Here is a 23473-nt window from a genome sequence, read left to right as displayed (position 1 = left end):
CACCACCTGTACGCCACCGGAGTCCACACCCTCACCCCGAGGTTCGGACCCCACCGCCACGACAGACGGCCACGCCGCGCCCGAAAAGCCTGAATCACTCAGGCACACACAGAGTTCCAGAGACGCTTCGCGCACGATCCGACGTCGATGTTCCTCAACCCCACATGAGGGGTACAGCGGTTGGCGACGGAGTTGGCACCCTAGACGTCAGCCGATTTGTTCGATACTCCAGTGCGTTCCGCATAGAAGTGCACTCTGCGGAGTCCTGCCCATCCCGACAAGGAGGCGGATGACTCACCCTTCCTTCCTGCGGAACACCTACTTTCCTTGCCAGGAGGAGAGCCACCATGCACTCTGAATCACTGGGTACCGCATCCTTGAAGACCGCCGGCGGCCGCGTCAGGCCCTGGCACACGCTGTGGGTCCTGCTGCTGCTCGGCTGGACCGTCAGCGCCGCCGACCGCGCTGTCACCGGCCCGGTGGTGACCTGGATGATCAACAATCATGTCGGCTTCCTCGCCGACGCCAAGAACCCCAACGCCCTGGGCGGTCTCATCGGTGGGCTGTTCTTCGCCGGGTACATGCTCACGCAGTTCCCTGGCGGCTATCTGGGAGACCGCTACGGTCACCGCACGCTCATCGTGGTCAGCCTCCTTTGGGCCGGAGTCCTGACTGTGCTCACCGGCTTCACGGGCGGCCTCATCGCCTTCATCGTCGTCCGAGTGGTCACCGGACTGGGTGAGGGCGCCTTCTACTCCAACGACCGCACCATCATCACCTTGGAAACACCGCAGAGCGACCGCAGTCTCGGTCTGGGCGTGGTCATCACCGGGCTCGCCCTGGGCATCACCATCGCCACCATCTTCACCCCGCAATTCATCGGCCTCGGCAAGCTCGTACTGCCCGATGCCCAAGCCTGGCGCATGGCGTTCTGGGTCCTTGGTGCCTGCACCCTCGTGGTGGCCCTGGCGGTCGCGTGGTGGTTCCGGAGGCATCTGAGCCTGCCGACGCTGGGCCGGGCCACGCTGCACCTGGCCGGATACTCGGCGCTCTCCCTGGTCCTGATCATGTCCGTCTACCTGCTGGGCGACCGGGCGGGACTGTCCGTCCTGTGGATCCCGTTGCTGGAGGTCGCCCTCGCCGTCGGCCTGGTGTTTTTTGCCCTCGTCCGTAAGGGTGAAGAGCTCGCTCCTGTCCTGAAGAACCGTGATCTGTTCCTGATCTACCTCGCCTACATCGCCGTGCTCTGGAACTTGTGGTTCTTCGGCTTCTGGTCAGTGGCGATCGTGGTCGGGGCCGCTCACTCCTCCTTCGTGAGCGGCGCACTCACCGCCGCCTTCAACGCCGGTGCCGGAATCCTCGGTTTCCCGGCCGGTGGCTGGCTGTCGGACTACGCCGTACGGCGCGGGTGGGGCCGCAAGCCGATACTGGTGTCCTTCACCGCCGTGCAGGCCGTGCTGACGGTGGCCTTCGCCTGGTACATCAGCGCCGACGCCACACCGTCCCTTGTGGTCATGGGACTTCTGCTGTTCGTCACCAGCCTGTTCTTCAACGCCCTGCAACCCATCGGACAGGCCCTCACCGCCGACATCGCCCGGCCCGACCTGCGCGGCTCCGCCTTCGGGATGCAGAACCTCATCGGCGAGATGGGCGCCGTGCTCTCGCCCGCCATCAGCGGCGTGCTCCGTGACAGCACCGGTAGCTGGAACGCGGCGGTGTGGCTCGATGCCGCGATCGTCGTCGCCGGGCTGGTCGTGCTGCTCCCCATCCGTGCCGGCCGGTGGTCCGCCGAAGCGGGAGCAGCCCGCGTGACGGCCAAGGCATGAGGCACCGTCTTCCCGGAAGGAACCCTCATGCGCGAGGGGGTGGGGCCACTTCGCAAGCGCCGTTGTGCGCCGGGCGCGTTGCGGTTGCCGGAGGCGTACGCAGCACGACGGCAGCAGCTGCGGGACCTGCTGGGTGGCACCGTGGACGCGGGCGTGTATCACCGGCAGGCGGTGCTGGACGTCCGCGGCGGCGGTCCGATGGCGCAGGATCTGCCGGTGAATGTCGCGGCCTGGGCGCTGGCCGGCGCATGGCAGGGCATGGAGGTCTACGGCCTGTACGGGGCCGCTGTGGTGACCGGCCCGAACCGTGAGGACGGCGGCTCGCAGGCACTGGACAGCCATCTGGCGCAGCAGGTGCGCGCGGTGTCGATGCTGATTCCCGGCAGGGCTGGGCTGCAGGTCTGGGCGCCGGGCCGCGTATCCCCCGTCGCGGCCCGGCACCCGGCTTTCTTCATCTGGTCAGGCTCGGCCTGCGCGGGCGGGGGCGGGCCGTTCGGCCAGAAGGATTTGGGTGCAGATCTTTTGAGGGTTTGGCCCACCTGCGATTTCGTACGGATTGAGTCCATCGTTGCCCCGCAGCCGTCGCGGCCGACTTGCGTGCCTGTCTCCCACAGCACCCGTTCAGCCGCGACGGCTCCGTCTGGCCGGGCGTCACTGACGCGGCGTAGCCGTGGTGAATCAAGAACCCGCAGGTCACGCTCCTGCCAGACACCGTCAAAAGGTCTGCACCCGAAGGATTTTGATGGTCTGTTTGGTAGGAGCGGGCGGCGTGCTGGCAGCGGGTGATGGCTTTGTGGACGCCGGTGGTGTTCCCGGCGGCGAACTCGATTTTCATCCAGTCCCGGTAGAGCACTTCCGTCGTCCCGTTCCGGCTCGTACGCCGCGGCGGCGGGTCGCCGCGGGCCGAGGCCGATGCCGGCCTGGACCGGGGTCAGGTGACCGGTGTCGAGGGGCGCACGCACCCAGCGGCGTCAACGCTGCGGGGCACGAACTTGGTGAGGACCCACCGATGTTTCCCGATGCGGTGATCCCGCTCGAACCCATGGCGCTCGAACATCGGCACCGTGCGGTGGTGGAGGAATGACTGTGAGACCGGCCGGCCTTCGGTGTCCTCGGGGTAGCTCTCCACTGTTCCTCCGCCAAGTCGGGCTCCCGCAGGGCGCCATCGAGCGCGATGGAGGCGACCCCTCTGCCTCGTTGGCTGGACAGACCCAGTCGCGGAGCTTGCCGCCCTCGCCTGGCGCCCATGACTGGGACCAGCGCTTTTTCCGGGTCGGCCCGCGGAGGCCGCCCGGGGGCCACCGGCTGCGTGGGGCGGGTGGGCCTCGGGGCGGTCTGGGGCCGTCGGTGCGGAGCGGCCTGCGGGGTCAGTAGGGCGTGATGCCGTAACCGAGGGGGAAGAGGGGTGTTTTGCCGTCGCCACTGTTGATGGGCTCGTCGGTGACCGCCGTGGGCCAGGTGACTGGAAGCTTGCCGGAGAAACCCGCGCCGAAGAGAGCGTCGGTGATCCCCGCGCCTTCCGTGCCGGGCAGCCAGGCCGCGATGAACGCCTGCGCCTTCGGGAGTTGGTTGCCGATGATCAGCGGGCGCCCGGAGTAGAGGATCGCGATGCAGGTTTTCACGCGTGAGCAGATGTCGCTGAGCTGAGTGGAGTTGTCATTGCCGAAGGCGAGGGTGGAGGAGTCGCCCTTGCCTTCCGCGTACGGAGTCTCGCCGCCTACCCAGATGCCGACATCCGCGCTGTAGTTGCCCTTGGTGCGGGTGCCGACGTTCTGCAGGGTTATGCCGGTGCCGGCGGTGGTTTGCTGGAGTGCCTGCCAGAAGGTGGTGCCCGTGGTGTGCGTGCCGCTGGAGCCCTGCCAGCTGATCGACCAGCCGCCGGTCTGGTTGCCGAGGTCGTCGGCCGACTTCCCGCCCACCACGATCTTGTACGTGCCGGTCTTCGGCAGCGGCAGCGCGCTGCTGTCGTTCTTCAGCAGGGTCAGCGACTCGCGGACCGCCTGCCGGGCGACGTCCCGGTGCGCCTGTGATCCGACCTGCGGGGTGTAACTGCGATCGGTGTAAGGGTGGTTGAACAGGTCGAGCGCGAACTTGGCGTTGAGAATACGGGTCACCGCGTCATCGACCCGCGACTGCGGGATCTTGCCGTTGTTCACGTCGGTGACGATGGCGTTGATGGTGCCCACGTAGTCGTCCGGCACCATGATCATGTCGAGACCGGCGTTGATGGCGTGCGCGACCTGGTCGGCGTACGTGGCGTCAGGGAGCTGCTTGATGCCCGCCCAGTCGCTGACCACGAAGCCCGTGAAGCCGAGTTCGGTCTTGAGGACGTCGGTGATCAGGTACTTGTCGCCGTGCATCTTGGTGCCGTTCCAACTGCTGTACGACACCATGACCGACCCCACGCCCGCCGTGATCGCCGACTGGTAGGGCGGCAGGTGGACAGCGCGCAGCTCGCTCTCGCTGATCTGCGTGTTGCCCTGGTCGATGAGGTAGCCGCTGCTGCCGGTGCCGTACGTGGTGCCGCCGTCGCCGATGTAGTGCTTGGCCGTGGCCAGGACCGAGGTCGAGCTGATCGCGCTGCCCTGGAGACCCTTGACCGCCGCCGAGGCGAGCGGCGAGACGACCGACGGGTCCTCGCCGTAACTCTCGTACGTGCGGCCCCAGCGGTCGTCGCGGGCGACGCACACGCAGGGTGCGAAGGACCAGCGGATCCCGGTACCCAGGACTTCCTGGCGGGTGATGTCCTCGACGCGCTGGACGAGCGCCGCGTCGCGGGTGGCCCCCATTCCGATGTGGTGAGGGAACAGGGTGGCGCCCTGTACGTTGTTGTGGCCGTGGACGGCGTCCACGCCGTACAGCAGCGGTATCCCGAGCCGGCTGTTGAGGGCGTAGCTCTGATAGCTGTCGACCATGTCGGCCCACTGGGTGGCGGTGCCGCCCGCGCCGTTCGGGCCGCCGCCTCCGCCGCTGAGCACCGAGCCGAGGCCGTACGTGGCGATGTCCTGCTTGTTGCTGATGTAAGAGTTGGCGGCCTGCGTCATCTGACCGGCCTTCTCGGCCAGCGTCATCTTAGACAGGCAGTCCGCGGTGGACGTGCAGCCCGCGGCGGCGTGCGCGGCGGGTGTCGTGGGCGCGGCCGTGAGCAGGCCGGCGGTGAGGACGAGCAGTGCGCTGAGCAGGAGAGCACGGCGGTGTGGCGTCCGGCCGGCTCCCCGTAGGGCGGGAAGCGTCACCTTGCTGGTCTCCGTCCCGGGAAGACGTCAGGGAATGTGGAACTCGTACAGATGTTGTCGCTCACGGGCATGCCCGCGTCAATAACTTCGACGCGCCTCGTCCTCTTCAAGCAAACACGGGGGTGGGCAGGGGGACATCGTACGGCGGCCGCGTGAGCGCTTCGTGGAGGACCGCCCGGACGACACCGGCATGGCTGAGGCCGCACAGGCCCGCGCCGGTGATGAGGTTGGAGTCCCGCGACATGCCGGGCGTGGTGTTCACCTCCAGCGCGTACGGCTGCCCGGTGTCGGTGACCATGAAGTCGATCCGGGCCGCGCCACGGCAGCCCAGGCCGTCCCACAGCGTAGGCAGCATGGGCTGGGACCGGTCCAGTGCCTGGACCTGCGACTTCTCATCCACGCACAGCACTACGGCCCGCTCGGGCAAACTCATCCGCCGTGGCGTCCACACCTTCGTACAGGCCCTGGAAAACGACATCCGGACCTGGATCCAGACCTGGAACGAAGACCCGCACCCCTTCACCTGGACCAAGACCGCCGACGAGATCCTGAAATCACTCGCCGACTACCTCTCAAAGATCACCCCGCCGGGCACCAAGAAAACAACAAATATTTAGACTCGATATTTACGACGCAGGACACTACAACCTCGAGCTTGGCCGGGCGGGGGCTTTTCCGTGAGTCAGGAAAATCACGCCTGCGCCGGCAGGCCGATGAGGAGCAGCCCGAGATGTAACGGTCTCATCGCTGCTCCGACAGCGGTGGTGTGAAGACCAGGCGCGGGTCCCGGTCGGGTGTGACCGGAGTCATCGAATTCTCAGGAACGTATCGCCCCGCTCGTACGACCAACGAAGTGTTCACGGATATGGGCTGGTCCGCCCCGTCCCGCAGTCGCATGGCTACCGGAAGCCGAGGAGCACCATGACCCAGTGTTCTCAACACGTTACGTCTGTCCCGGCTCACACCTGCCCAGCCCGGTCAGGCCTGGTGCCCGGCGGGGCACGATCCATGCCCGGTGCTCCTGCTGCCTCCGCCCTCACCCGACTGAGGCCGGTGCAGTGGACAATCTAACCAGTCTCGCCGTCGAAGCCCAGCGCGTTGAACCGCACGCGATGAGAGAGTTCATCCGGGCCGGCCAGCAGGAGGTGTGGTCGCTGTGCGAACACCTGGTGGACCCGCAGTCCGCCGACGACCTGACCCAGGAGACCTACCTGCGGGTCTTCCGTGCCCTTAGATCCTTCAAAGGGGACTCCTCGGCACGGACCTGGCTGCTTTCCATCGCCCGGCACACCTGCATGGACGAACTGCGTACGCGGATCCGGCAGCGCCGGCGCAACGCCCACCTGGTCGACCTGCACCGTGAAGAGGCCATGACCGCCGATGTGGCCGAGCAGGTCGAGGTGCAGGTGCTGCTCTCCCACCTCGACACCGACCGGCGTACCTCCTTCGTCCTCACGCAGTTGCTCGGCCTGTCCTACGACGAGGCGGCACAAGTGGGCGGCTGCCCGGTCGGAACGATCCGGTCCCGCGTCGCGCGCGCCCGGGCCGACCTCATCGAGGCGTTGGGCGGGGACCGGGCGGCTCCGCCACACGGGCACGGGGCGCCGGACGTGCCCGCCGCGGCGATCTGTCACGTCTGACCAGCCCTGATTGGCAGTCAGGTTCTGCCGCACGAGGCCGGACGCCCTAGCGAGGGGTGAAGGAATGGTGACGATGAGAGGCACTACCGGGGGCCGGGACGACCGCACCGAAAAGGACTGCGGCACCGCCCGGGAGGCGCTGTCCGCCCTCCTCGACGGTGAGGCGATGCCCTGCGCCCGGGAGGACCTGGACACCCATATGACCGCCTGCCACGAGTGCCGGCAGTGGCGGGAAGACGCCCACCTGGTGACCCGGCGTGCCCGCCTCACCTCAGCGCCGCCGGTAACCGACAGCACGGAGCGCATCCTGACGGCCGTCCTGGCGGACCGGCCTCCCCGGGACGGCAGTCGCAGCGCGCGGCTGCTCCGCGCCGGTCTGGCGGTGACGGCGCTCGCCCACGGAGTGATCATCGTCCCCGCGCTGGTCGGCCGGGCGGGCCTCGGGGTGCCGCTGCAAGCGGCTCGGGAACTCGCCGTGTTCAACCTCACGCTCGCGGTGGCGCTGCTGGGCGCGGCGGTACGTCCGACCTGGGCTCGGGCGATGCTGCCCGTGGTGGGCGTGTCCGCCGGCCTGCTGGAGCTGATCGACCTGGTCGACACCGCGAGCGGCGCCACCACCTTGGCCGCCGAAACGCCGCACCTGATCACCCTGCTGGGGGCCGTGCTCCTGGCGATGTTGACCAGGTTCGTCGGCGCGGACAGCGGCGGCCCGGGGCAGCGGCGGCTGCGCCGGCAGAACCTGCTGCGTACGCTCCGGCAGCGCCGTCTGCTGTCGGGCCTCGCGGGGTTCGTACCGCCACCGGCACGCGCGATGGCCTGGAAGGCAGCCCACGGCTCGGCGCGGGCGCGGACCGCGCCGGCGCCCGCGGACAACGGCACGGATGGTGCCGAGGAGGGCAGTCCGGTGCGCCGCGCCGCCTGAATCCGTCATGCCCCGGGGCCGGCGGCTGGGCCGATGCTGCAGGACCGGATCGGCCCAGCCGCCCTTACTCCCTCCGCCCGCGGTGCGGAGTATCCCTCAGGCGGGGAGGCGGCGCTGTCCAGCACCGCGCCGGACAGCGCCGCACACAAACGCCGCACCGCGCGATGGCCGCGGTAGCAGCCGGCTCGCTCAGGGATGTCGAGGTCGCCGGTGCGTTCGGGTGGAGTTGCGGCAGCGGGCTCCGGCGTTGCTGACCCGGTTGCCAAGCGCGTTCCAGCCGCGGCGGCACCGGGATGCGCTTGACGCCTCGGATCGCCGTCCCTGCCGTTCCGAGACCGGCGCCGGCTCGGTAGGCCGCGTCCGCACGTGCCGGGTCGAACGACGCGAGCGGTGACGCCCGAACGGCCGCCCCGCATGCCGTGCTGTGACGCACGCCACAACGACTGGTCGGGAACTCCAGGCCCGTGACGGGCGACCACCTGAGGTGCATGCGGCCAACACCCGAGGAACCGGGCCGCGCAGGCTAGCGAGTAGCCGCAGAAACGGAAGGAATTGAGATGTCCGTCACCGCCCAGGAGGCCGCAAAGGTCGTCACCCGCCAGGAAGCCCCGAAGGTCGTCGCTGCCCCGCGGGCAGGTCAGAAGTACGCCGTCGAGCTGATCGGTACGTTCTTCCTCGTCTTCACAGTCGGCGCCATGGTCTACAGCGGCAGTCCGCTTGCCCCGCTGGCCATCGGCTCGTCCCTCATGGTCATGGTCTACGCCGGTGGGCACATCTCCGGCGGCCACTACAACCCCGCCGTGACCATGGCGGCGCTGGTGCGGGGCCGGATCGGGACCCGGGATGCGGTCGGGTACTGGATCACACAGCTGGCTGCCGGCCTGCTCGCCGCGGGGGTCGTCCGGGGCGTTGTCACCCCGGCGGCGGTCAAGACCCTGGCCCCTGCAGGTCACGCTCTGACGGCAGCCATCGTGGTCGAGCTGCTGTTCACCTTCGCCCTGGCCCACGTCGTGCTCAACGTCGCCACCAGCAAGGACCACCCGAACAACTCCTTCTACGGCCTGGCGATCGGTTTCACCGTCATGGTGGGCGCCTTCGCCGTCGGCGGGATCTCCGGCGGCGCGTTCAACCCGGCCGTCGCTTTCGGTGGCACTGTGATGGGTCTCTTCGGCTGGTCAACCTTCTTTATCTACCTGGTGGTCGAGCTCATCGCCGGTGCCGCCGCCGGACTCGCCTTCCGGGCACTCAACCCCCAGGACAAGTGATCCAGCCAACGCGCGTGCCGTAACAGCACCGGCCCAAGCCCCGGGGTGCTGTCGAACCTACTCAGCGAAGGGTCGAACCGGCTGCTCACGCTTGACAAGCAGTCCCTACTGCCCTGAGCTTGATCTTTAACCTCGCTGCTGTTTCAGGTGGACGTGTTCGGTGAGGGTTTCGGCTCGTTTTACGGTCTTCCCGGGTTCGTGGCGTGGGGCTGGTCTGCGGTTTTTCGAGCCGGGTGGGCGTCCGGGGCCGGGCTGGGAGGGTTTGGGCACGCCGGCGGGACGGGTGGTCTTCGCGCGGAGGTGGCGGAACCCCCGGCGGACCCGGGCGGGGGTGAGCCGGCGGGGCTCGGCCGGCCGTTCCCAGGGGCGGCGGAGATCCTCGGCGAGCGGTCGGGCGAGGCGGAGCTGGGTGTGGGCGGCGATGATCAGCCAGGTCCACAGGTCGGCGGTGTGCGGGTCGCGGACCTTGGGGATGGTCCAGCCGAGGGGCGCTTCGGCCAGCACGCTGTCATCCCGGCCGCTCTGGCCTTCAGACACACCGCCTGACGGCCTACGCCCACGACTGCCGGCGCCAGTCCGGGAATGCCCCCCGCGCGGGGTGGTCCGGGGATGAGATTCCCCGGACCACCCGACCCCGACAGGGCGGGTTCTACCGCGCCGTGGGAGAGATCAAGCGCCTGCTGTGAGGGCTGGCTTCTGGGCTTGACTGGTTGCGCGCTGGTACCGTCCCTCATAGGGAGCAGAACGGTGCTGAGGCGCCTGCGGGCTTTGCCCCGGAGGAGTACGAGCGAGTCACGCGGGCTGCGCGCCTGATCGGCAAGGACCCGCAGGCGTTCGTACGGGACGCTGCCCTCGCAGCGACCGAGGACCCGTTTCTCAAGGCGCTCCAGCACACTGGCGAATCCGTCACGCGTCTCGCTGCTGTTTTCGCGGCCGAGGAAGCCGGGACTGCGGGGCCGCTGGCCTCCGACGGCCCGTGGCCGGACCCGGCGCCGATGAGCAGCCATGACTTGCAGGCCGCGCAGCACGGCCACGCCGCGTGACGCGGTTCCTCACTCCTCAGGAGCTGCTGCAGGTCGCCCAGACTCTCCCCGGCGATCCGGCCTGTCACGATCTGGGCGTCCTGGACGGTATCTGTGCTCGGGCCCGCGCGCGGTACATGGGGCGTGACGTGTATGGCTCCGACTGGCTCAAGGCCGCGGCCATGCTGGAGTCGACCGCGCTGCACGAGCCGCTGGAGGACAAGAACTTGTTCTTCGCCTGGCTGGTGGCAGAGGTGTTCCTCAACACCAACGGCATCTACATGCAGTACGAGCCTGAGGACCCCTCGCCTTGGTGCTGCGGGCGAAGCACAAGAGCGCAGGCGTCCAGGAGGTCGCCGCCCAGCTCCGGGCCTGGGCGACCGCCTGACTTGCTGTCGCCTGTGTGCCACGCGTCGCGTCGTGTCCGCGTGTTCGCCCTCTGATCCGCCCCGATACAGCTGGGGCAGGGCCGTTCACGGCGCGGTGTGCAGGCGGTCGCGTCGGGCGGGCTGCCGGTGACCACCCGCACGGCGCCAGGGGGCACGTTCGGCGGCAAGTCAACAGTGCCCGCCTGCCGGAGGGCTTGCGGGAGCCGAGCGGCGGTCAGAATCGGCGTGGTGAGTTTTCGGTACTCACCAGCCACTCACCACGGCCCGGCGTGAGCAGCCTCCATCGCGCAACGCCCAGGGGCGGGCTGCGCAACGCGGGCGCTGCGCAATTGCCATTGTGCAGCCCGCCCCCGGGTGCGCAGCTGCTCCGGCCACTGTGCAACGGTGCTGGCCGGTTCCGCCCGCCAGGCCAAACTGGACCGGCCAGCTTGGACTGGCGGGCGGAACCGTGGTGAGTTCATATCATCACTTGCGGGATCATTTGAAGGGGGGCGGGGCGTGATGCTGGGAGTACTGCCGCAACTACTCCCACGACCACTACCGGAACTCTCCGCCGCAACAACGGCATAATCGCTGCTCATCCCCCTTGTCCGGGCCTCTCCGAAAACTCCGGGAACCCTCTTCGCTCCCTGATCCACTGCCCTGTGTGAAGCGAAGGGTGGGTGGTGGTTGGAGCGGTCGCGCTGAGGGTTCCCGGCGCTGGGCTGCGGCGCGGCCCGGCCCCCGTGCCGGGGTGCTATCACAGGGGCGGGGCATGATCGATGGGTGGGATGGGGAGCCTGTGGCCAGATCGAAGTTGTACCCGGCGACATCGCGGGACCACGCAGGCGTCCTGGCCGCCGTCTTCTAGGCCATTGGAGGGGTTGAATGGCGCTCTGCGGGCCGTACGGGGCCGTCTGAGGCCATCCGCGTGGATCGTCCGCCAGGATGCGGCCATGGACACGGTTCGGCCGATCATCACCATCGACGCGAGCGGCGGCGAGCCGTGCGCGCTGGTAGTGCGCCACGCCCCAATCACCGGCAGCCGTCTGTCGCTCGCTGACCTCGGCCTTTACGTCCGCTGCCTGTGGCTGCACGACGTGTGCGGGGACCTCGGCGACGTGGACTGGTTCATCCAGGAGCTGGACATGCCGGCGGAGGAGACCCGGACCGGGCTGCTGCGCCTGGTCCGTGGCCGGTCCGGGCCGTAAAGGTTGGCTGGGGCCACAGTGTCCGCCAGGCGGCGAGGGCTTCGGGAAGTCCGCCTTCACGATCGACTGGGACCTACAGCAGGCAACGTGTCCTCGGGGCAAGACCCAGCACCCAGCCGGGGACGCTCCGTATCAACGGCCACGAGTACCTCCAGTTCCGCTTTGCCAAGGCCGACTGCCTGGCCTGCCCGGACCGCCCCTCGTGCACCGCCTCGGCCACCGGACCCCGAACGATCGCCCTGCTCCCACGGCCGTTGCACGAGATCCAGGTCCGTAACCGCCTCGACCAGCAGACCGAGCAGTGGCAACGGCGCTATGCCATCCGCGCCGGCTTCGAGGCGACGCTCTCCCAGGCTGTCCGACGTAACGGTCTGCGCCGTACGCGCTACCGAGGGCTCGCCAAGACGCACGTCCAGCATGTACTCACCGCCATGGCCTGCAACCTCACCCGCACCGCCGACTGGATCGCTGAAACGCCCCGAGGGCGTACACGATCAAGCCGATTCCACACCCTCTGTAACGCAGCGGCCGGATGACCCCCGAAGATCACCAACAGAGTCACCGCCGCGGTCACCATGCCGACGACGGGGCACCGAGCAGCGGCACAACGCCCGGACTGCGCTCACTCCAGAGCGGCGAACGACTCCGGCAGTACCTGCCCGCCGTCGACCGCCAGGGCCTGCCCGGTGATGTAAGCGGCCTCATCGGTGGCCAGGAACAACGCGGCGTTGCCGATCTCGTCGGCTTCGCCGAGCCGGCCCAAGGGAATGGATGCCTCCATGGACCGGCGGTGGTCCTCTCCCCGCTCGGCCATCCCCTCGGTCGCGATATTGCCCGGGAGGACCGCGTTGACGGTGATGCCGTGCGGCGCGAGTTCGATCGCCGCGCTCCGCATGTAGCCCAACTGCGCTGCCTTGCTGGCTCCGTAGTGGGACCAGCCCGGGTAGCCGGTGATTGGCCCGGTGATCGACGAGGTGAGGATGACCCGGCCCCGGCCGGAGGTGATCAGAGCGGGCAGGCAGGCCCGCACCGCGAGTATTGTGCCCTTGACGTTGATGCCGAACATGATGTCGATGTCCTCCTCGGTCATCGCGGCGAGTTTGGCGGCGGGGAAGATCCCGGCGTTCGCGCAGACCACGTCGATCCCGCCCTGACGCTCGATCGCTGTTTCGGCCACCTGGGCGTTGTCCTCGGCGCGCGAGACATCCGCCACCGCATACGTGACCGGCCCGCCCCCCAGCGCGGTCAGCTCCTTGGCGGTAGCGGCCGCGGTATCCGCGTCCCGGCCGGTCACCAGGACCTGGGCACCCGCCCGGGCGAAGACCCGGGCAATGCCCTTGCCGATGCCCTTGGTGCCACCGGTGACGACCACCGACCGGCCCTCGATCGATGTGAACATAGTGGGCTCCTTACGCATGTCCGGCGGGGGGGGATCCCCGCCGGGTGAATCCGGAAGAACAGGACCCGACGACACCGCATCTCGCCGCAGTAACTTCTCGGCCCTGAAGAGACCAATCTTGCACGCTCAATCGCTTCAAGCCACGTCTCAGCTCTTGCGTCGCAGCCATCTCGTCCGAGGTGGCCCACCACGACATCAGCGCGATCGACACCCCAACCGTGGTCCCCGGAGCACCGGTTCGTGTCTTACGGCTGGCCCAACTGATGCCAAGATCACATGGCACCGCTGCGCTGAGACGCGGCCAATGGCTGCGACTCCTCCTGACCCTGAGGAGACCGGGCGTCCTCATAAGGGCATCGGGTGAACGCCGCACCCATCCACCGCACCTGGTCGGTATCGCTATGCGAGGCGATCCCGCTCTCAGCAGCAGCCGGCGCAGCAGGGCTTGGGCATATTCGCGCCAACTGTCGTTGCTGGGTAAGTTGGTTGAGATGTGCGGCAGCCACGGGCACGGCCAGGCCTGGGGGGTCGGTCAGCAGGCCGAACCAGCCCTCCACCGCAGCCCCTTCCATTCGTCTTCGGGCGGCCCCCGGCCCTGCGCTACGGTGGGGAGCGTACACGCTGATCCGGGTCATACCGGCGAGGGGAGAGTCGCAGACGTGCCACGCACCCGTGCCGACGTGTTGGTGATCGGCGGTGGGATCATCGGGCTGGCCGTCGCCTGGCGTACGGCGGTCCAGGAATCCGTGTCGATCGCAGTCCGGTGAGGGGTTGGTCGACCGGCTCGCCCGAGGCCAGGTCCCAGATGAACGCCCACGCAAAGAGGTTCGTACGCACCGTCCGAGCCGAGTGCACCGACCGGCTGCTGATCTACAACGAGCAGCACGCGCGGCGAATCCTCGCTGAGTACGCCGAGCACTACAACTGCGGAAGGCCGCACCGGGCTCTGGACCTGCACGCCCCAGCCGACGACCGCGCCCGTCTCCTCCAGGGTGCGCAACACCGTGGACGCCGACGCGGTGTCCGTGAGTACGGGGCGCTGGTGTTCGAGGACGGCGATGTCGGCGATGGCGACCGCGCCGAGCACGATCGCGCAGGCCAGATCCGTCAGCACCCGCCCGCGCGGCGAAGCCGGTCCGGCGCATCGCGTACGTGAGCTCCTCGCCGAGCCCGACCCGCTCGGCGAGCACCTGAAGGTGCACCCCGCCCGCGTGCCCGACCTGCCCCTTCCCCTCGGCCGACATGGCCAGACCGGCGAGTCGTCCACTACTCTTGCGCACGGATTCGGTGCCCCCACCTTGCAGCGATGTGTTCTTCGACAGCTCGCATCATCGCAGGTAGAGGCACTTCTTTCGGATGACACTCAGTCACCAACATCCGAGCCGCAGTGAATCACCGAGGCGGGAGCAATCCCGGCACCGCGCCCCGGGCTTACTCAGCGGAACTTCACCTACCGCCTGGTGGTGACCGCCAACAGCGGCGGCTCCGCCACGTCCCAGGCGGAGGTGGAACTGCTGCACTGACCCCGGCGCACACATGAAACGGTGGGGGCGCGGATCACTCCGCGCCCCCACCCTGCTGTGTGGTCGAGCGGTGCTACCGCCCAGGATCGCCGCTCAAGCGATACCAGTCGGGTCTCACCGGTAGGTGACGGTGACCGGGGTGCGCACACTGCGCGGGGGCAGGGTGACGGTCAGCCGCCCGGTGGCGGCGTCGAAGTGCCACGCATGCGGCGACAGGCGCACACCGGACGCGGTCACCGTGTGCGGCGCCGTGGCGCCCAGGAACGCCACCGTCCAGGTGCGGGTGGTGACCTGGCCGGGGAAGGAGCCCTTGGCCGGGTCGATCCGCACCGTGCGGGCGGTGCCCGCCTGCTTGACGTGGACGGTGGTGGTGGCGTGCCGGGCGGCGGAGGTGCCGTTGTCCTCGTAGAGGGTGGAGGAGCCCGAGGCGCCGGGCGCGACGGTCAGCGTGGCGTTCGTCAGCGGGCTCTGGTCGTTGTCGGGGACGTTGCCGGTGCGGGTCGGCACCACGGCACCGGCCTTGACGAACACCGGCATCGTGCTCAGGTCGGTGGTGATGTCCTGGGTGGTGCCGCCCTGATAGGTCTTGCCGGTGAAATAGTCGGTCCACTGGCCCGGCGGGAACCACACCGAGGTCGTGGCCGTGGTGCCCGGCGTGGTCACCGGGGCGACCAGCATGTCGGGGCCGTAGAGATACTCACTGCCGGCCGTGGCGTAGGCGTTCGCCTCCTCCGGGTACTCCAGGTACGTCGGCCTGACCACGGGCACACCGGTAGCCTGCGCCTGCTGGGCGAGGCTGTAGGTGTACGGGACCAGGTCCTCGCGCAGGTTCAGGAACTTGTCGGCCGACGCCCGCGCCGCTGCGCCGTACTGCCAGGGCAGTCGGTCGCTGTGGTTGCCGTGCAGCCGGTCGACGGGCTGGAACGTGCCGAGCTGCACCCAGCGCGCGTACAGGTCGTCGGGCAGCTTGGTGGTGGACTTCGTCTGCCCGCCGTCGCTGTACGTCTCCGAGCCCTTCAGGCCGGTCGCGTCGTTGAAGCCGCCAATGTCGTGGCTGACCGCGGAAAGGCCCGTGGCCGCGGACTCGCCAGGTGTGTAGCCCACCTCCATCTTGAGGGTGCCCCAGGTCGAGGAGGTGTCGCCGGTGAAGTGGACGGTCGAGCGCTTGTCCGCCCACGGGCCGGTCGGCAGCCCGGTGGGACTGCTGTAGCCGCCGGACTGCAGGGAGCCGAAGGCGCGCGAGAGCACGAAGCCGCGCCCCACCGTCTTGTCGGCGTCGGTGGCGTACTGCTGGTTGATCCAGGCGTCGGGGGTGACGCCCTTCAGGGACGACAGCGAGTTGTCACAGCACCAGTCCAGCCACCAGAAGTCGGCGCCCTGCTGCTCCATCGGCTGGTGCAGGTCGAGGTACGCCTTCAGCTGGTCGGGGTCGCCGAAGTCGAAGGTGTAGGTGCACACCTGGCCGCTGCAGCCGCTCTGGGTGAGCTTGCCCTTCGCGGTGGCCTGTGCCTGGGCGAACTGCGGGTCGTCGCTGACGATGCTCGGGTGGATGTTGAGGGTGTTGTGCAAGCCCTGGCTCGCCGCCCAGGAGAAGAACGCCGTGGGATCGGGGAACTTGGTCGGGTCCATCTCCCAACCGTCCCAGGTGGCCGGTGACTTGAAGTCGGTGTCGGTGACCAGGACGTCGAGCGGTACGCCCTCGGAGCGGAAGGCGGGCAGGATGGTGTTCTCGTAGTCGGCCGCCGTGCGGTCCATGTACTCCGAGTACCAGACGCCGTAGGCCCACTCGGGCAGCAGCTCCGATGGGCCGGTGAGCGTGGCCAGGTCCGACAGGCCCTGCTCGTAGTCGTGGCCGAAGCCGAAGAGGTAGCCGTCCTGGTAGGGCGCGCCGCCGTGTCCCGGCCGGGGCGTCATTTTCCCCGCGGCCGTGTCGTACAGCGCGGAGGAGCTGTCGTCGAGCAGGTACCAGCCGTCCTGGTAGAGCAGGCCGGGGGTGGTGGCGGGGCTGCCGTTGTCGCCGTTGACACCGTCGAGGCCGCGGCGGTAGCCGCCCAGCGACAGGTGCGGCGCGGGGGCGGGTGCGCCCGTGGCGGTGACCGCGACCGCGTCGGCGTTGACATGGCAGCTGGTGGCGTCCGGGCAGCCGAGGGTGATGTCGTCGGTGCCCGCAGTCAGCGTGACCGGCACCGAGGCTGTGCTCCAGGTGTTCCAGTCGGTGGTCGCCGGAAGGGACAGCGTGCTCGTGCTGCCGCCCGCCGTCACCGTCATGGTGCGGGCCTGGTGCAGGCCGTCGCCGCCGGGGCCGTTGGCGTACCGCAGGTGCAGCACGTACGTGCCGTCCGCGGGCACGCCGACGATCCGGTGGGTCAGGCCCGCGCCCTGGTTGAGCTCGGCGACGAAGCCCCCGCCCGAGTAGCCCTGGTGGTCGGTGGCCACCTTCGCGGAGCCGGTGGCACGGCCCGCCTCGGCCTCGCAGCTGACCCCGAACCGGCAGTCGGCGATGGCGGAGGAGGAAGTCGGGGGGTAGGGGCCGCCCGGGTTCACGACGGCGACGCTGTCGATGTTGACGTTGCCGGAGTCCGCCGAGGTGCGGGCGAGCACCACCGTGTGGTGGCCGGCGCCCACGTCCAGCGGCACCTTCGCCACGCTCCAGGTGTCCCAGTTCGCGGTGACCGGCAGGCTCACCGTCCGGGCGGCGCCGCCGTCCACCGACAGCGACAGGGTGCGGGTGGTGTCCTGGCCGTCGCCGCCGAGTGCGTTGGCGTACCGGGCGTCGAACTCGAAGCTCCCCGTGGAGGGGACGACCACGTCCGCCGACAGCGCGTTGCCGGTGGACTGGAAGCCGGCCACGAAGCCCGTGCCGGTGGCGCCGGAGTGGTCCGAGGCCACGCTCAACCCGCTGGCGGTCAGGTCCTCCGCTTCGCACAGGGCGTTGAGAGAGCAGGTCAACCCGTTCCAGGGGGCGGCGGTCATCGAGGCGGTGCCCGCCTTGAGGTCCACCGTGAGGTTCTGCGCGGTGAACGGGCCGGAGCCGACCTTGTACCGCAGGGTCAGCTTGCTGGTCTTCAGGGTCAGCCAGCCGTCGGAGGTAGTGGAGGTGTAAGGGGTCGGGGTGAAGCCGTCACGGCCGATCGCGTTGAAGGTGGCGTCGTCGGTGAAGGCGCCGTCGCCCGCATACTCAGTGCGGACCAGCGTCGGCGAGAGCACCTCGAACCGCGCGTCGGAGACGGTCACCGACGGGATGGCGTGTTGTCCGTGGGGCGCGTGCGCGGCCACCCCTCCGGCGGCCAGCGCCGTCGCCGCCGTGCTCAGCGTCACGACGACGGCCAGCCGCCGCCGTACGGCGCCGCGCCGCGCGGGGCGGGGCGCCGGCGGGGGACTGGACGTCGGTGCCAAGGGCCTGTACCACGCCGGTCTGGTCGAGTTCATCGCGGTCGTCCTCCGCATCCTCGTTGCCTGCCGTTGCCTGTGCAATGCCGCGTGCCGGCACGGTGGTGGCGTGCGCCGGGCGCGCGGACGTCCGGTCGCGCGCGACCGGACCGTGCCGTTGGTGCGTTGTGCCCTGTTCCGTTGTTGCGTTGTTGCGTCGCGCCCTGCTTCCGCTGGTGCGTCTAGTGTTCGACCCGCCAGGTCAGCAGGCCGCCGGAGACCCCGGGCTGGAGCTGGACGCGTACGCGCAGCGCGGTGGTCGTGACCGGGGTGACGGCCACCCGGACGAAGGCGCCCTTGGCCGTGCCGTACCCGGGGTCGCCGCCGGAGGGCTGCCAACTCCCGTCCGGCGCAAGGTATTCCAGCACCCAGGACTGCGGGACCCGGCAGGCGCCGTGGCCGGTGTCGTCGTACCAGTACACCGACACGGCACTGACCCGCACCGGCTCGGCGAAGGTGTAGGCCACCCACTCAGCGGTTCCGGTGTGGTCCCACCAGGTGAAGCGCGGCAGGGACTGGTCGTAGGAGTCGGTCGGCTGCGCGGTCGCGTTCATCAGCAGCGCCTGCGGGCTGTCCACGCCGCTGAAGGACGCGCTGACCGCCGCCCAATCGGTGGCGCGAGAGCCGGAGCCCACCGTGGGGAAGGCGGTGACCCGCAGGCGGGCCGCGGCGGCCGGGATCAGGGTGAGCTGCTCGACGGTCTCGCCGGTGCGCGCCGGGCCCGGCTGAAGCGGCGCCGTCACGTTCTGGTCGTCGACCTGCCAGGCGATCAGCCGGCGGCCCTTCGCCCGCATCCGCACCGGCGTGCCGGTCTGGGTGAAGGGGTCGGCCGCGGCGGCCCGGGTGTGCTCGAACGTGAACGAGCGGGCCGGGTCGCGCGCGTCGACCTCCAGGGCGTAGTTCCACGGCGAGGCGGGCCTGACTTCGTACTCGGGCCAGTCGGCGGTGCCGGCGAACTGCTGCCAGTCCTCCTCGATCTGCAGGGAGTACGTCAGCGGGCCGTGGGCGACGGAGACCCCGTCGTCGTTGACGCCCCAGGTGCGGACGGTGGTGCGCATCGGCAGGCGCAACTGCACGGTGTCGCGGTGCTGCCAGGTGCGGTCGAGCACGAGGTAGCCGCCGCTGGTTGCCGCCTTCACCGGGCGGCCGCCGATCCGTACCGACGGGTCCTGGCACCACCCGGGCACCCGCAGGTAGAGCGGGAAGCGGACCGGGCGGGGCGTGGACAGCGTCAGCGTCACGGTGTCGTCGAAGGGATAGGCGGTCTGCTCGGTGACGGTGACCTCGGTGCCGCCGGCCGGGCCGACCTTCGCCCGCACCGAGGACTCCGCGTACAGCGACGCGCACAGCCCGCCGTCGGTGCTGGCCAGCCACATCTCCTCCGCGTAGTACGGCCAGCCCATGCCGTAGTTGTGCGGGCAGCAGCGGTACTGGTGGATGCCGGGCATGTACGCCTGCATCGCGAAGGAGTTGTTGAACTGGCCGTGGGATTTGGGCACGTTGTCGAGCTGCACGGTGTTGGCGCCTGTGACGTAGTGGGTGCCCTTGTGCTGCGGGTCGAGCGCGGCGGGCAGCGTGTTGAGGGCCAGTTCCTCGCAGCGGTCGGTCCACAAGGAGTCGCCGGTGATCCGGGTGAGCAGTTCGTGGCTGTGCATGAACTCGACAACGCCGCAGGTCTCGAAGCCCTGCCGTGGGTCGTGGAATCCGAAGCGCACGTTCTCGTCGCCGGCGAAGCCGCCGCCGGGGAACTGCCCGTAGGTGCCCATGACCGTGTCGTAGACCCGGTGGGTGGCGGCCAGGAAGGACGGGTCGCCGGCCAGCACGCCGTACTGTGCCGGTTCACGGAATCCTTGGGCGAGGTTGACGTTGTGCCAGGTCGGGATGGTGTGGGTGTAGTCGGCGCTGTTGGCGTGCACGGTGCGCACCAGGTCGAGCAGGAAGGCGTCGCCGGTGCGGTTGTAGAGCCAGTACGCGGTGTCGATGGTGTCGCCGACCCGGGCGGAGCCCCAGCCCTGCCCGAACTGTGTGCCCGGCAGCCCGTCGAGGAACTTCAGCCAGCCGGTGAGGGTGTCGATGATCCGGTCGTCGGCGCTGTACTCGTACCAGGTGCGCATCGCGTCGAGCACCGGCATGTACGGCCAGAAGTCGGGCAGTCCGTTCAGCGATGTGCGCAGGGACGTCGGGCCGAAGAAGCCGTCGGACTGCCGGGTGGCCAGGATGCGGTCCATCCAGGTCTTCGTCAGCTCCAGCGTGGCCGCGTCGCCGGTGACATAGCCCAGGTCGCCGAATCCGCGTAGCCAGTAGGGCAGTTCCTCCCAGCCGACGCCCGAGGGCACCGCCCAGCCGCTGTCGGCGGTCAGGTAGTCGGAGACCTCGGGCATGCGCCCGTTGAGGCCGTTGAGCTGCAGGTCGAGCTGGGTGCGCAGCCAGCCCTTGGGGATGATGCTGCCGGGCGGCAGCCGCAGGAACGCCTCCTTTTGCAGCGGGGCACGGTTGGCGGTGTAGTGGCCGGTGGCCCGGGCGCCGCCCACGAGCCGGATCGGCCCCCCGGACTCGGTGGCCGAAGCAGGCAGCGCGGTCGTGCCCGTAAGCGCGACGCCGCCGGTGACGGCAAGCGAGCCGGTGAGGAACGCACGTCGTTCCATGCGGAGGTCCTTTCTGGACGTCCCGTTGTTCTGGACGTCCCGTTGTTCTGGACTTCGCGGGGGGAGGGTGAGGTGGGGCGGGTGCCGGCGGTGGAGGCACCACCGCCGGCACCAGTCGGGGGTGCGCCCGCTATCCGCGCAGGCTGAGCAGCGCGAAGATGCCGCCGACGACCGGGCGGGCCTGGAAGCCGTTCTGGCTGTCCGAGGCGGTGTCGTACCAGTCGGTGAACGGCGCACGCGAGGGGGAGGTGTGCGCGAACTCGTAGAGCGCGGAGACCAGCAGGTCGCTGACCGGGTGGCCGCGCAGCCATGCGGCGGTCCACATCTCCCAGTCGCCCTTGGTGTAGCTGTGCCGCAGGTCCAGCGGAACGCCGAACTGGTTGGCCTGCGACAGGTACCAGTCCGCCTCCGCCTGGGCGACCGCGCGCGGCACCAGATTCAGCCCGAGCAGCGAGTCGGGGTAGCCGTTGTACTTCAGGCTCCAGGTGCCGGGCTGGTCGTAGGCGAGCTTGAGGTGGTCCTTGGTGGTGTCCTGGGCCTTGTCCACCCATTGGGTGATGTAGTCCTTGGCGGTGCCGGCGTAGCGGGCGGCGTCGGAGGAGTTGCCCGCCGCGGTGGCGATCTGCCCCATGGCCCCGATGGCGAGGATGCCCTTCAGGGCGAGGTTCGCGCTGTGCGCGATGAAGCCGGTGAAGTCGTCGGTCTGGTTCTGGTAGCCCGGGTCGAGGGCGTTGGCCACCAGGTAGTCGGCCCACTGCTTGAGGATCGGGTAGTGCGCCGAGGCGAACGCGCGGGCCGTGGCGGAGTTGCTGCGCGCCAGGTAGGCGGCGGTCATCAGCAGCATGTTGGCGGACTCCTCGACCGGCATGTCCTCCTCGTTGCCGTCATTGTGCCCGGTCGCGTTGGGATAGCTGGAACCGAGGTCGTGCTCGGCGAACTCCTTGGGCCAGCCGCCGTTCTCCGGGTAGTCCAAAAGCGGTTCGAGGATCAGTGCGAGGTACTGCGGGTCCAGGTAGAGGAAGACCGGCATCGCCGGGTAGGTCACGTCGATGGTCGAGACGTTGCCGTCGGAGGAGATCTCCTTCAAGAACGCCCACGGCTTGCCGTTGCGGCTGACCAGCTCGGTGCCCGCGTACGCCTGCCGCAGCGAGAGGGCGCACAGCGCCGCGTACTTGGCGCCGCCCGCGGCCGTCGCCTCCTGCCGCACCTTGCGGTCCAGGGCCGCGGTGCGGTTCTGCGCGGCGGCCGCGTCGGAGTGGAAGAAGGCGGCCATGTCCTGCCAGTTCGACCAGTACGACTTCCACAGCGGCGGCAGCTGCGCGCCGAGGTAGCTCACAGCGGGCTCGCGGACGTGGCCGACGGACAGCAGCGCGCGGGTCGGGCCATGGACGCTGCCGAGGTCGAAGCGGAAGGCGAAGACCGGCCAGCTGTCGTTGATGGCGCGCGGCTGGCGGGTGTCCGCGGTGTTGGCCAGCGCGTCACCGGCCAGGGCGGTGCCGCGCACGGCGGTGTCCGCGCCGATCTGCCAGGTCAGGCCCGGGCGGTTGGTGGCGCTCCACACGACGGTGCCCCAGGCGGCCATGTCGCCGTTCTCCTTGAGTACCCCGGGGCTGTCGGGGGTGAAGGACAGCGAGGTCGCCGAGGTGCCGCCGGAGCCGGACAACTGGTCCTGGGACCAGCGGATCTTTGTCCCCGAGTCGCCCGAGGCCCACTCGCCGGAGATGTCGAAGTACAGCGCGACGTCGTGCGCCTTCCCGTCGACGCTGCGCACGTCCGCGACGACGTACGACAGCGGCATCGACTGGCGGCGCAGGTCGCCAGGCTCGACGGGGGACAGGAAGGTCAGCGTCAGCTGTGCCCCCCCGGCCTCGAAGACGAACTGCGAGCGGGTCGCGGTGAGCGTCAGGGAGCGCTGCACCGCGCCGCGGGAGAGCGGGTGGTTCGGGACGTTCGGCGCACCCAGGAACAGGTAGCTGGTGCCGTCGACCTGGATGATGCCGGTCATGGCGGTGGTGCGGCCGGTCCAGAAGTTGGACCAGTGACCGGTCGGCAGGTCGGCGTTCAGCCACGTGCTCAGGTAGGGCGAGCGCACGGCCAGCGGGATGGCGGGCGGCCGGATCGGGTCGAAGGACGGAGCAGCCGGGGTGGGGAAGCGGCCGCCCGAGGTGGCCGGGGCGGCGTTGCCGGTCGCGGACGCGTCCTGCGCGGGCAGGGGCGCGGCCTGCGCGCTCTGGGTGAGGCCCGGCAGCAGGCCCGCGCCGGCCGCGCCGAGGCCGGCTGCGCCGGTCCACCGGATCAGGCCGCGGCGGCTCAGGCGTTCGGCGGGGGCGCCGGAGCCGGCCGGGGAGTCGGGGTCGTTCGATCCGCCCGTGGGCAGGTCGGCGTCGTCGTTCCTTGGGGTCATCGGTTCTCCTGGAGGAGCCGCTCGGGGACAGCGGTGAAGGGCAGGGAAGTGCGCGCGAGGGCGGGCAGGCGCGTCGAGCCGCCGGAAGGAACCGTGGAGGGATCGCGCGGAGGGCCCGGCAGCGACCGCACGGCAGGCGTCGGAGGTAGTTCCTACAACGATGTAAAAGCGGAGCAGGACGATGACAGCACAGCCCGGATGTCATGTCCACCCTTCGGGTCCAACATATTTCGGAGGTGTTTCCGTGCCCTCCGGGGCCTGCCGGAGGACCCCGAACACCCCACCTCACCTGCCGGTTTGATGGTCAGTCAGCGTTGCCCGAAGTGTCTCGCGGAGAGCTGGGGGGGGCCAGGAGACGCAAATCAGTGCCCTCCAGGGCCGTCCTGCGGGCCCGCCGCCGAAGCCGATTGCGACGAAGACGGACCGATGTCTTGACAGCGTTCGGGGCCGTACCCCAAGGTCCTTCTACATCGTTGTAACAACCTGTCAGGCCAGGTCGCTCCCCAAGCCCGCCCGGCTGGTTTCCTCTTCGCTCTTCCACCAGAACCCCGCACGCCCCGACCGTTTCGACGAGGATGTGATC

The 23473-nt window shown here is 69.5% G+C and carries 15 protein-coding genes and 3 pseudogenes; 11 read left to right on the top strand and 7 right to left on the bottom strand.

The features are described 5' to 3' along the window. Window positions 1-347: 347 nt before the first annotated feature. Both FCI23_RS38580 and FCI23_RS38575 read left to right on the top strand, forming a co-directional pair. The gene (locus tag FCI23_RS38580; protein WP_136728829.1) at window positions 348-1826 is read left to right on the top strand and encodes an MFS transporter; all 1479 of its coding nucleotides are present in this window, start codon (window positions 348-350) and stop codon (window positions 1824-1826) included. Window positions 1827-1853: 27 nt separating this feature from the next. Then, a complete protein-coding gene (locus FCI23_RS38575) occupies window positions 1854-2612 on the top strand; it encodes a hypothetical protein (RefSeq protein ID WP_136728828.1) in 759 nt (252 codons plus the stop codon). A gap of 581 nt (window positions 2613-3193) precedes the next feature. On the opposite strand, the gene FCI23_RS38570 is transcribed toward FCI23_RS38575, so the two are convergent. Both FCI23_RS38570 and FCI23_RS58595 read right to left on the bottom strand, forming a co-directional pair. Next, entirely contained in the window at window positions 3194-5062 is a 1869-nt protein-coding gene (locus FCI23_RS38570) for a glycoside hydrolase family 3 protein (protein ID WP_136728827.1), read from the bottom strand. Between the two features lie 106 nt (window positions 5063-5168). Beyond that, a pseudogene (locus FCI23_RS58595) lies at window positions 5169-5486 on the bottom strand (hypothetical protein); the annotation flags it as partial. Here FCI23_RS58595 and FCI23_RS38560 point away from each other — a divergent pair. The 4 genes and pseudogenes from FCI23_RS38560 to FCI23_RS38545 form a co-directional block, all read left to right on the top strand. Next, a pseudogene (locus FCI23_RS38560) lies at window positions 5482-5679 on the top strand (IS630 family transposase); the annotation flags it as partial. The pseudogenes FCI23_RS58595 and FCI23_RS38560 sit on opposite strands and share 5 nt — an antisense overlap. A gap of 495 nt (window positions 5680-6174) precedes the next feature. Beyond that, on the top strand, window positions 6175-6702 hold the full coding sequence (locus FCI23_RS38555) for a sigma-70 family RNA polymerase sigma factor (protein ID WP_136728826.1): 528 nt from the start codon (window positions 6175-6177) through the stop codon (window positions 6700-6702). A gap of 73 nt (window positions 6703-6775) precedes the next feature. Beyond that, entirely contained in the window at window positions 6776-7624 is an 849-nt protein-coding gene (locus tag FCI23_RS38550; protein WP_136728825.1) for a hypothetical protein, read from the top strand. Between the two features lie 557 nt (window positions 7625-8181). Continuing rightward, window positions 8182-8889: an MIP/aquaporin family protein gene (locus FCI23_RS38545; RefSeq protein WP_136728824.1), complete on the top strand. Its 708-nt coding sequence runs from the start codon at window positions 8182-8184 to the stop codon at window positions 8887-8889. A 126-nt stretch (window positions 8890-9015) separates the two neighbouring features. On the opposite strand, the pseudogene FCI23_RS38540 reads toward FCI23_RS38545, so the two are convergent. Continuing rightward, a pseudogene (locus tag FCI23_RS38540) lies at window positions 9016-9375 on the bottom strand (NF041680 family putative transposase); the annotation flags it as partial. 224 nt (window positions 9376-9599) lie between these two features. On the opposite strand from FCI23_RS38540, the gene FCI23_RS38535 reads away from it, so the two are divergent. The 4 genes from FCI23_RS38535 (at window position 9600) to FCI23_RS38525 (ending at window position 12026) form a co-directional block, all read left to right on the top strand. Beyond that, window positions 9600-9932 (top strand): hypothetical protein, encoded by a 333-nt coding sequence (locus FCI23_RS38535; RefSeq protein WP_136728822.1) that lies wholly within the window; start codon window positions 9600-9602, stop codon window positions 9930-9932. Further along, window positions 9929-10354, top strand: a complete 426-nt coding sequence (locus FCI23_RS38530; protein WP_136728821.1) for a hypothetical protein — start codon at window positions 9929-9931, stop codon at window positions 10352-10354. Before FCI23_RS38535 ends, FCI23_RS38530 begins: the two co-directional genes overlap by 4 nt. Window positions 10355-11235: 881 nt before the next feature. Beyond that, window positions 11236-11490, top strand: coding sequence for a hypothetical protein (locus FCI23_RS57060; protein WP_169317122.1), 255 nt, complete (start codon window positions 11236-11238; stop codon window positions 11488-11490). Then, window positions 11382-12026 (top strand): transposase, encoded by a 645-nt coding sequence (locus FCI23_RS38525; RefSeq protein ID WP_169317121.1) that lies wholly within the window; start codon window positions 11382-11384, stop codon window positions 12024-12026. The genes FCI23_RS57060 and FCI23_RS38525 overlap by 109 nt, the downstream gene beginning before the upstream one ends. Before the next feature lie 86 nt (window positions 12027-12112). Here the strand turns inward: FCI23_RS38525 and fabG are convergent, their stop codons facing one another. After that, window positions 12113-12889 carry a 3-oxoacyl-ACP reductase FabG gene (gene fabG, locus FCI23_RS38520; protein ID WP_136728819.1) on the bottom strand — a complete coding sequence of 259 codons (777 nt, stop codon included), beginning with the start codon at window positions 12887-12889 and terminating at the stop codon, window positions 12113-12115. Window positions 12890-13694: 805 nt separating this feature from the next. Between fabG and FCI23_RS38515 the strand changes: the two genes are divergently transcribed. After that, window positions 13695-14045: an integrase core domain-containing protein gene (locus FCI23_RS38515; protein WP_136728818.1), complete on the top strand. Its 351-nt coding sequence runs from the start codon at window positions 13695-13697 to the stop codon at window positions 14043-14045. A 481-nt stretch (window positions 14046-14526) separates the two neighbouring features. Here the strand turns inward: FCI23_RS38515 and FCI23_RS38510 are convergent, their stop codons facing one another. The 3 genes from FCI23_RS38510 to FCI23_RS38500 form a co-directional block, all read right to left on the bottom strand. Further along, window positions 14527-17730 carry a TIM-barrel domain-containing protein gene (locus FCI23_RS38510; RefSeq protein WP_169317123.1) on the bottom strand — a complete coding sequence of 1068 codons (3204 nt, stop codon included), beginning with the start codon at window positions 17728-17730 and terminating at the stop codon, window positions 14527-14529. A 293-nt stretch (window positions 17731-18023) separates the two neighbouring features. Beyond that, window positions 18024-20486, bottom strand: coding sequence for a beta-L-arabinofuranosidase domain-containing protein (locus FCI23_RS38505; protein ID WP_136728816.1), 2463 nt, complete (start codon window positions 20484-20486; stop codon window positions 18024-18026). 130 nt (window positions 20487-20616) lie between these two features. Then, window positions 20617-22890: a glutaminase family protein gene (locus FCI23_RS38500; RefSeq protein WP_136728815.1), complete on the bottom strand. Its 2274-nt coding sequence runs from the start codon at window positions 22888-22890 to the stop codon at window positions 20617-20619. Window positions 22891-23473: the final 583 nt, after the last annotated feature.

It is taken from the genome of Actinacidiphila oryziradicis, assembly GCF_005047355.1.
Classification (GTDB): Bacteria; Actinomycetota; Actinomycetes; order Streptomycetales; family Streptomycetaceae; genus Actinacidiphila; species Actinacidiphila oryziradicis.
The sequence above is the reverse complement of the archived record's forward strand: the minus strand, read 5'-3'. Positions and strand labels throughout refer to the sequence as shown.

Excerpts from the sequence above, each read along its gene's own strand:
- FCI23_RS38545 (WP_136728824.1), top strand. The coding sequence starts at position 8,182 with ATGTCCGTCACCGCCCAGGAGGCCGCAAAGGTCGTCACCCGCCAGGAA.
- FCI23_RS38515 (WP_136728818.1), top strand. The coding sequence starts at position 13,695 with ATGAACGCCCACGCAAAGAGGTTCGTACGCACCGTCCGAGCCGAGTGC.
- FCI23_RS38550 (WP_136728825.1), top strand. The coding sequence starts at position 6,776 with ATGAGAGGCACTACCGGGGGCCGGGACGACCGCACCGAAAAGGACTGC.
- FCI23_RS38555 (WP_136728826.1), top strand. The coding sequence starts at position 6,175 with ATGAGAGAGTTCATCCGGGCCGGCCAGCAGGAGGTGTGGTCGCTGTGC.
- FCI23_RS38575 (WP_136728828.1), top strand. The coding sequence starts at position 1,854 with ATGCGCGAGGGGGTGGGGCCACTTCGCAAGCGCCGTTGTGCGCCGGGC.
- FCI23_RS38505 (WP_136728816.1), bottom strand. The coding sequence starts at position 20,486 with ATGGAACGACGTGCGTTCCTCACCGGCTCGCTTGCCGTCACCGGCGGC.
- FCI23_RS38500 (WP_136728815.1), bottom strand. The coding sequence starts at position 22,890 with ATGACCCCAAGGAACGACGACGCCGACCTGCCCACGGGCGGATCGAAC.
- fabG (WP_136728819.1), bottom strand. The coding sequence starts at position 12,889 with ATGTTCACATCGATCGAGGGCCGGTCGGTGGTCGTCACCGGTGGCACC.
- FCI23_RS38580 (WP_136728829.1), top strand. The coding sequence starts at position 348 with ATGCACTCTGAATCACTGGGTACCGCATCCTTGAAGACCGCCGGCGGC.
- FCI23_RS57060 (WP_169317122.1), top strand. The coding sequence starts at position 11,236 with ATGGACACGGTTCGGCCGATCATCACCATCGACGCGAGCGGCGGCGAG.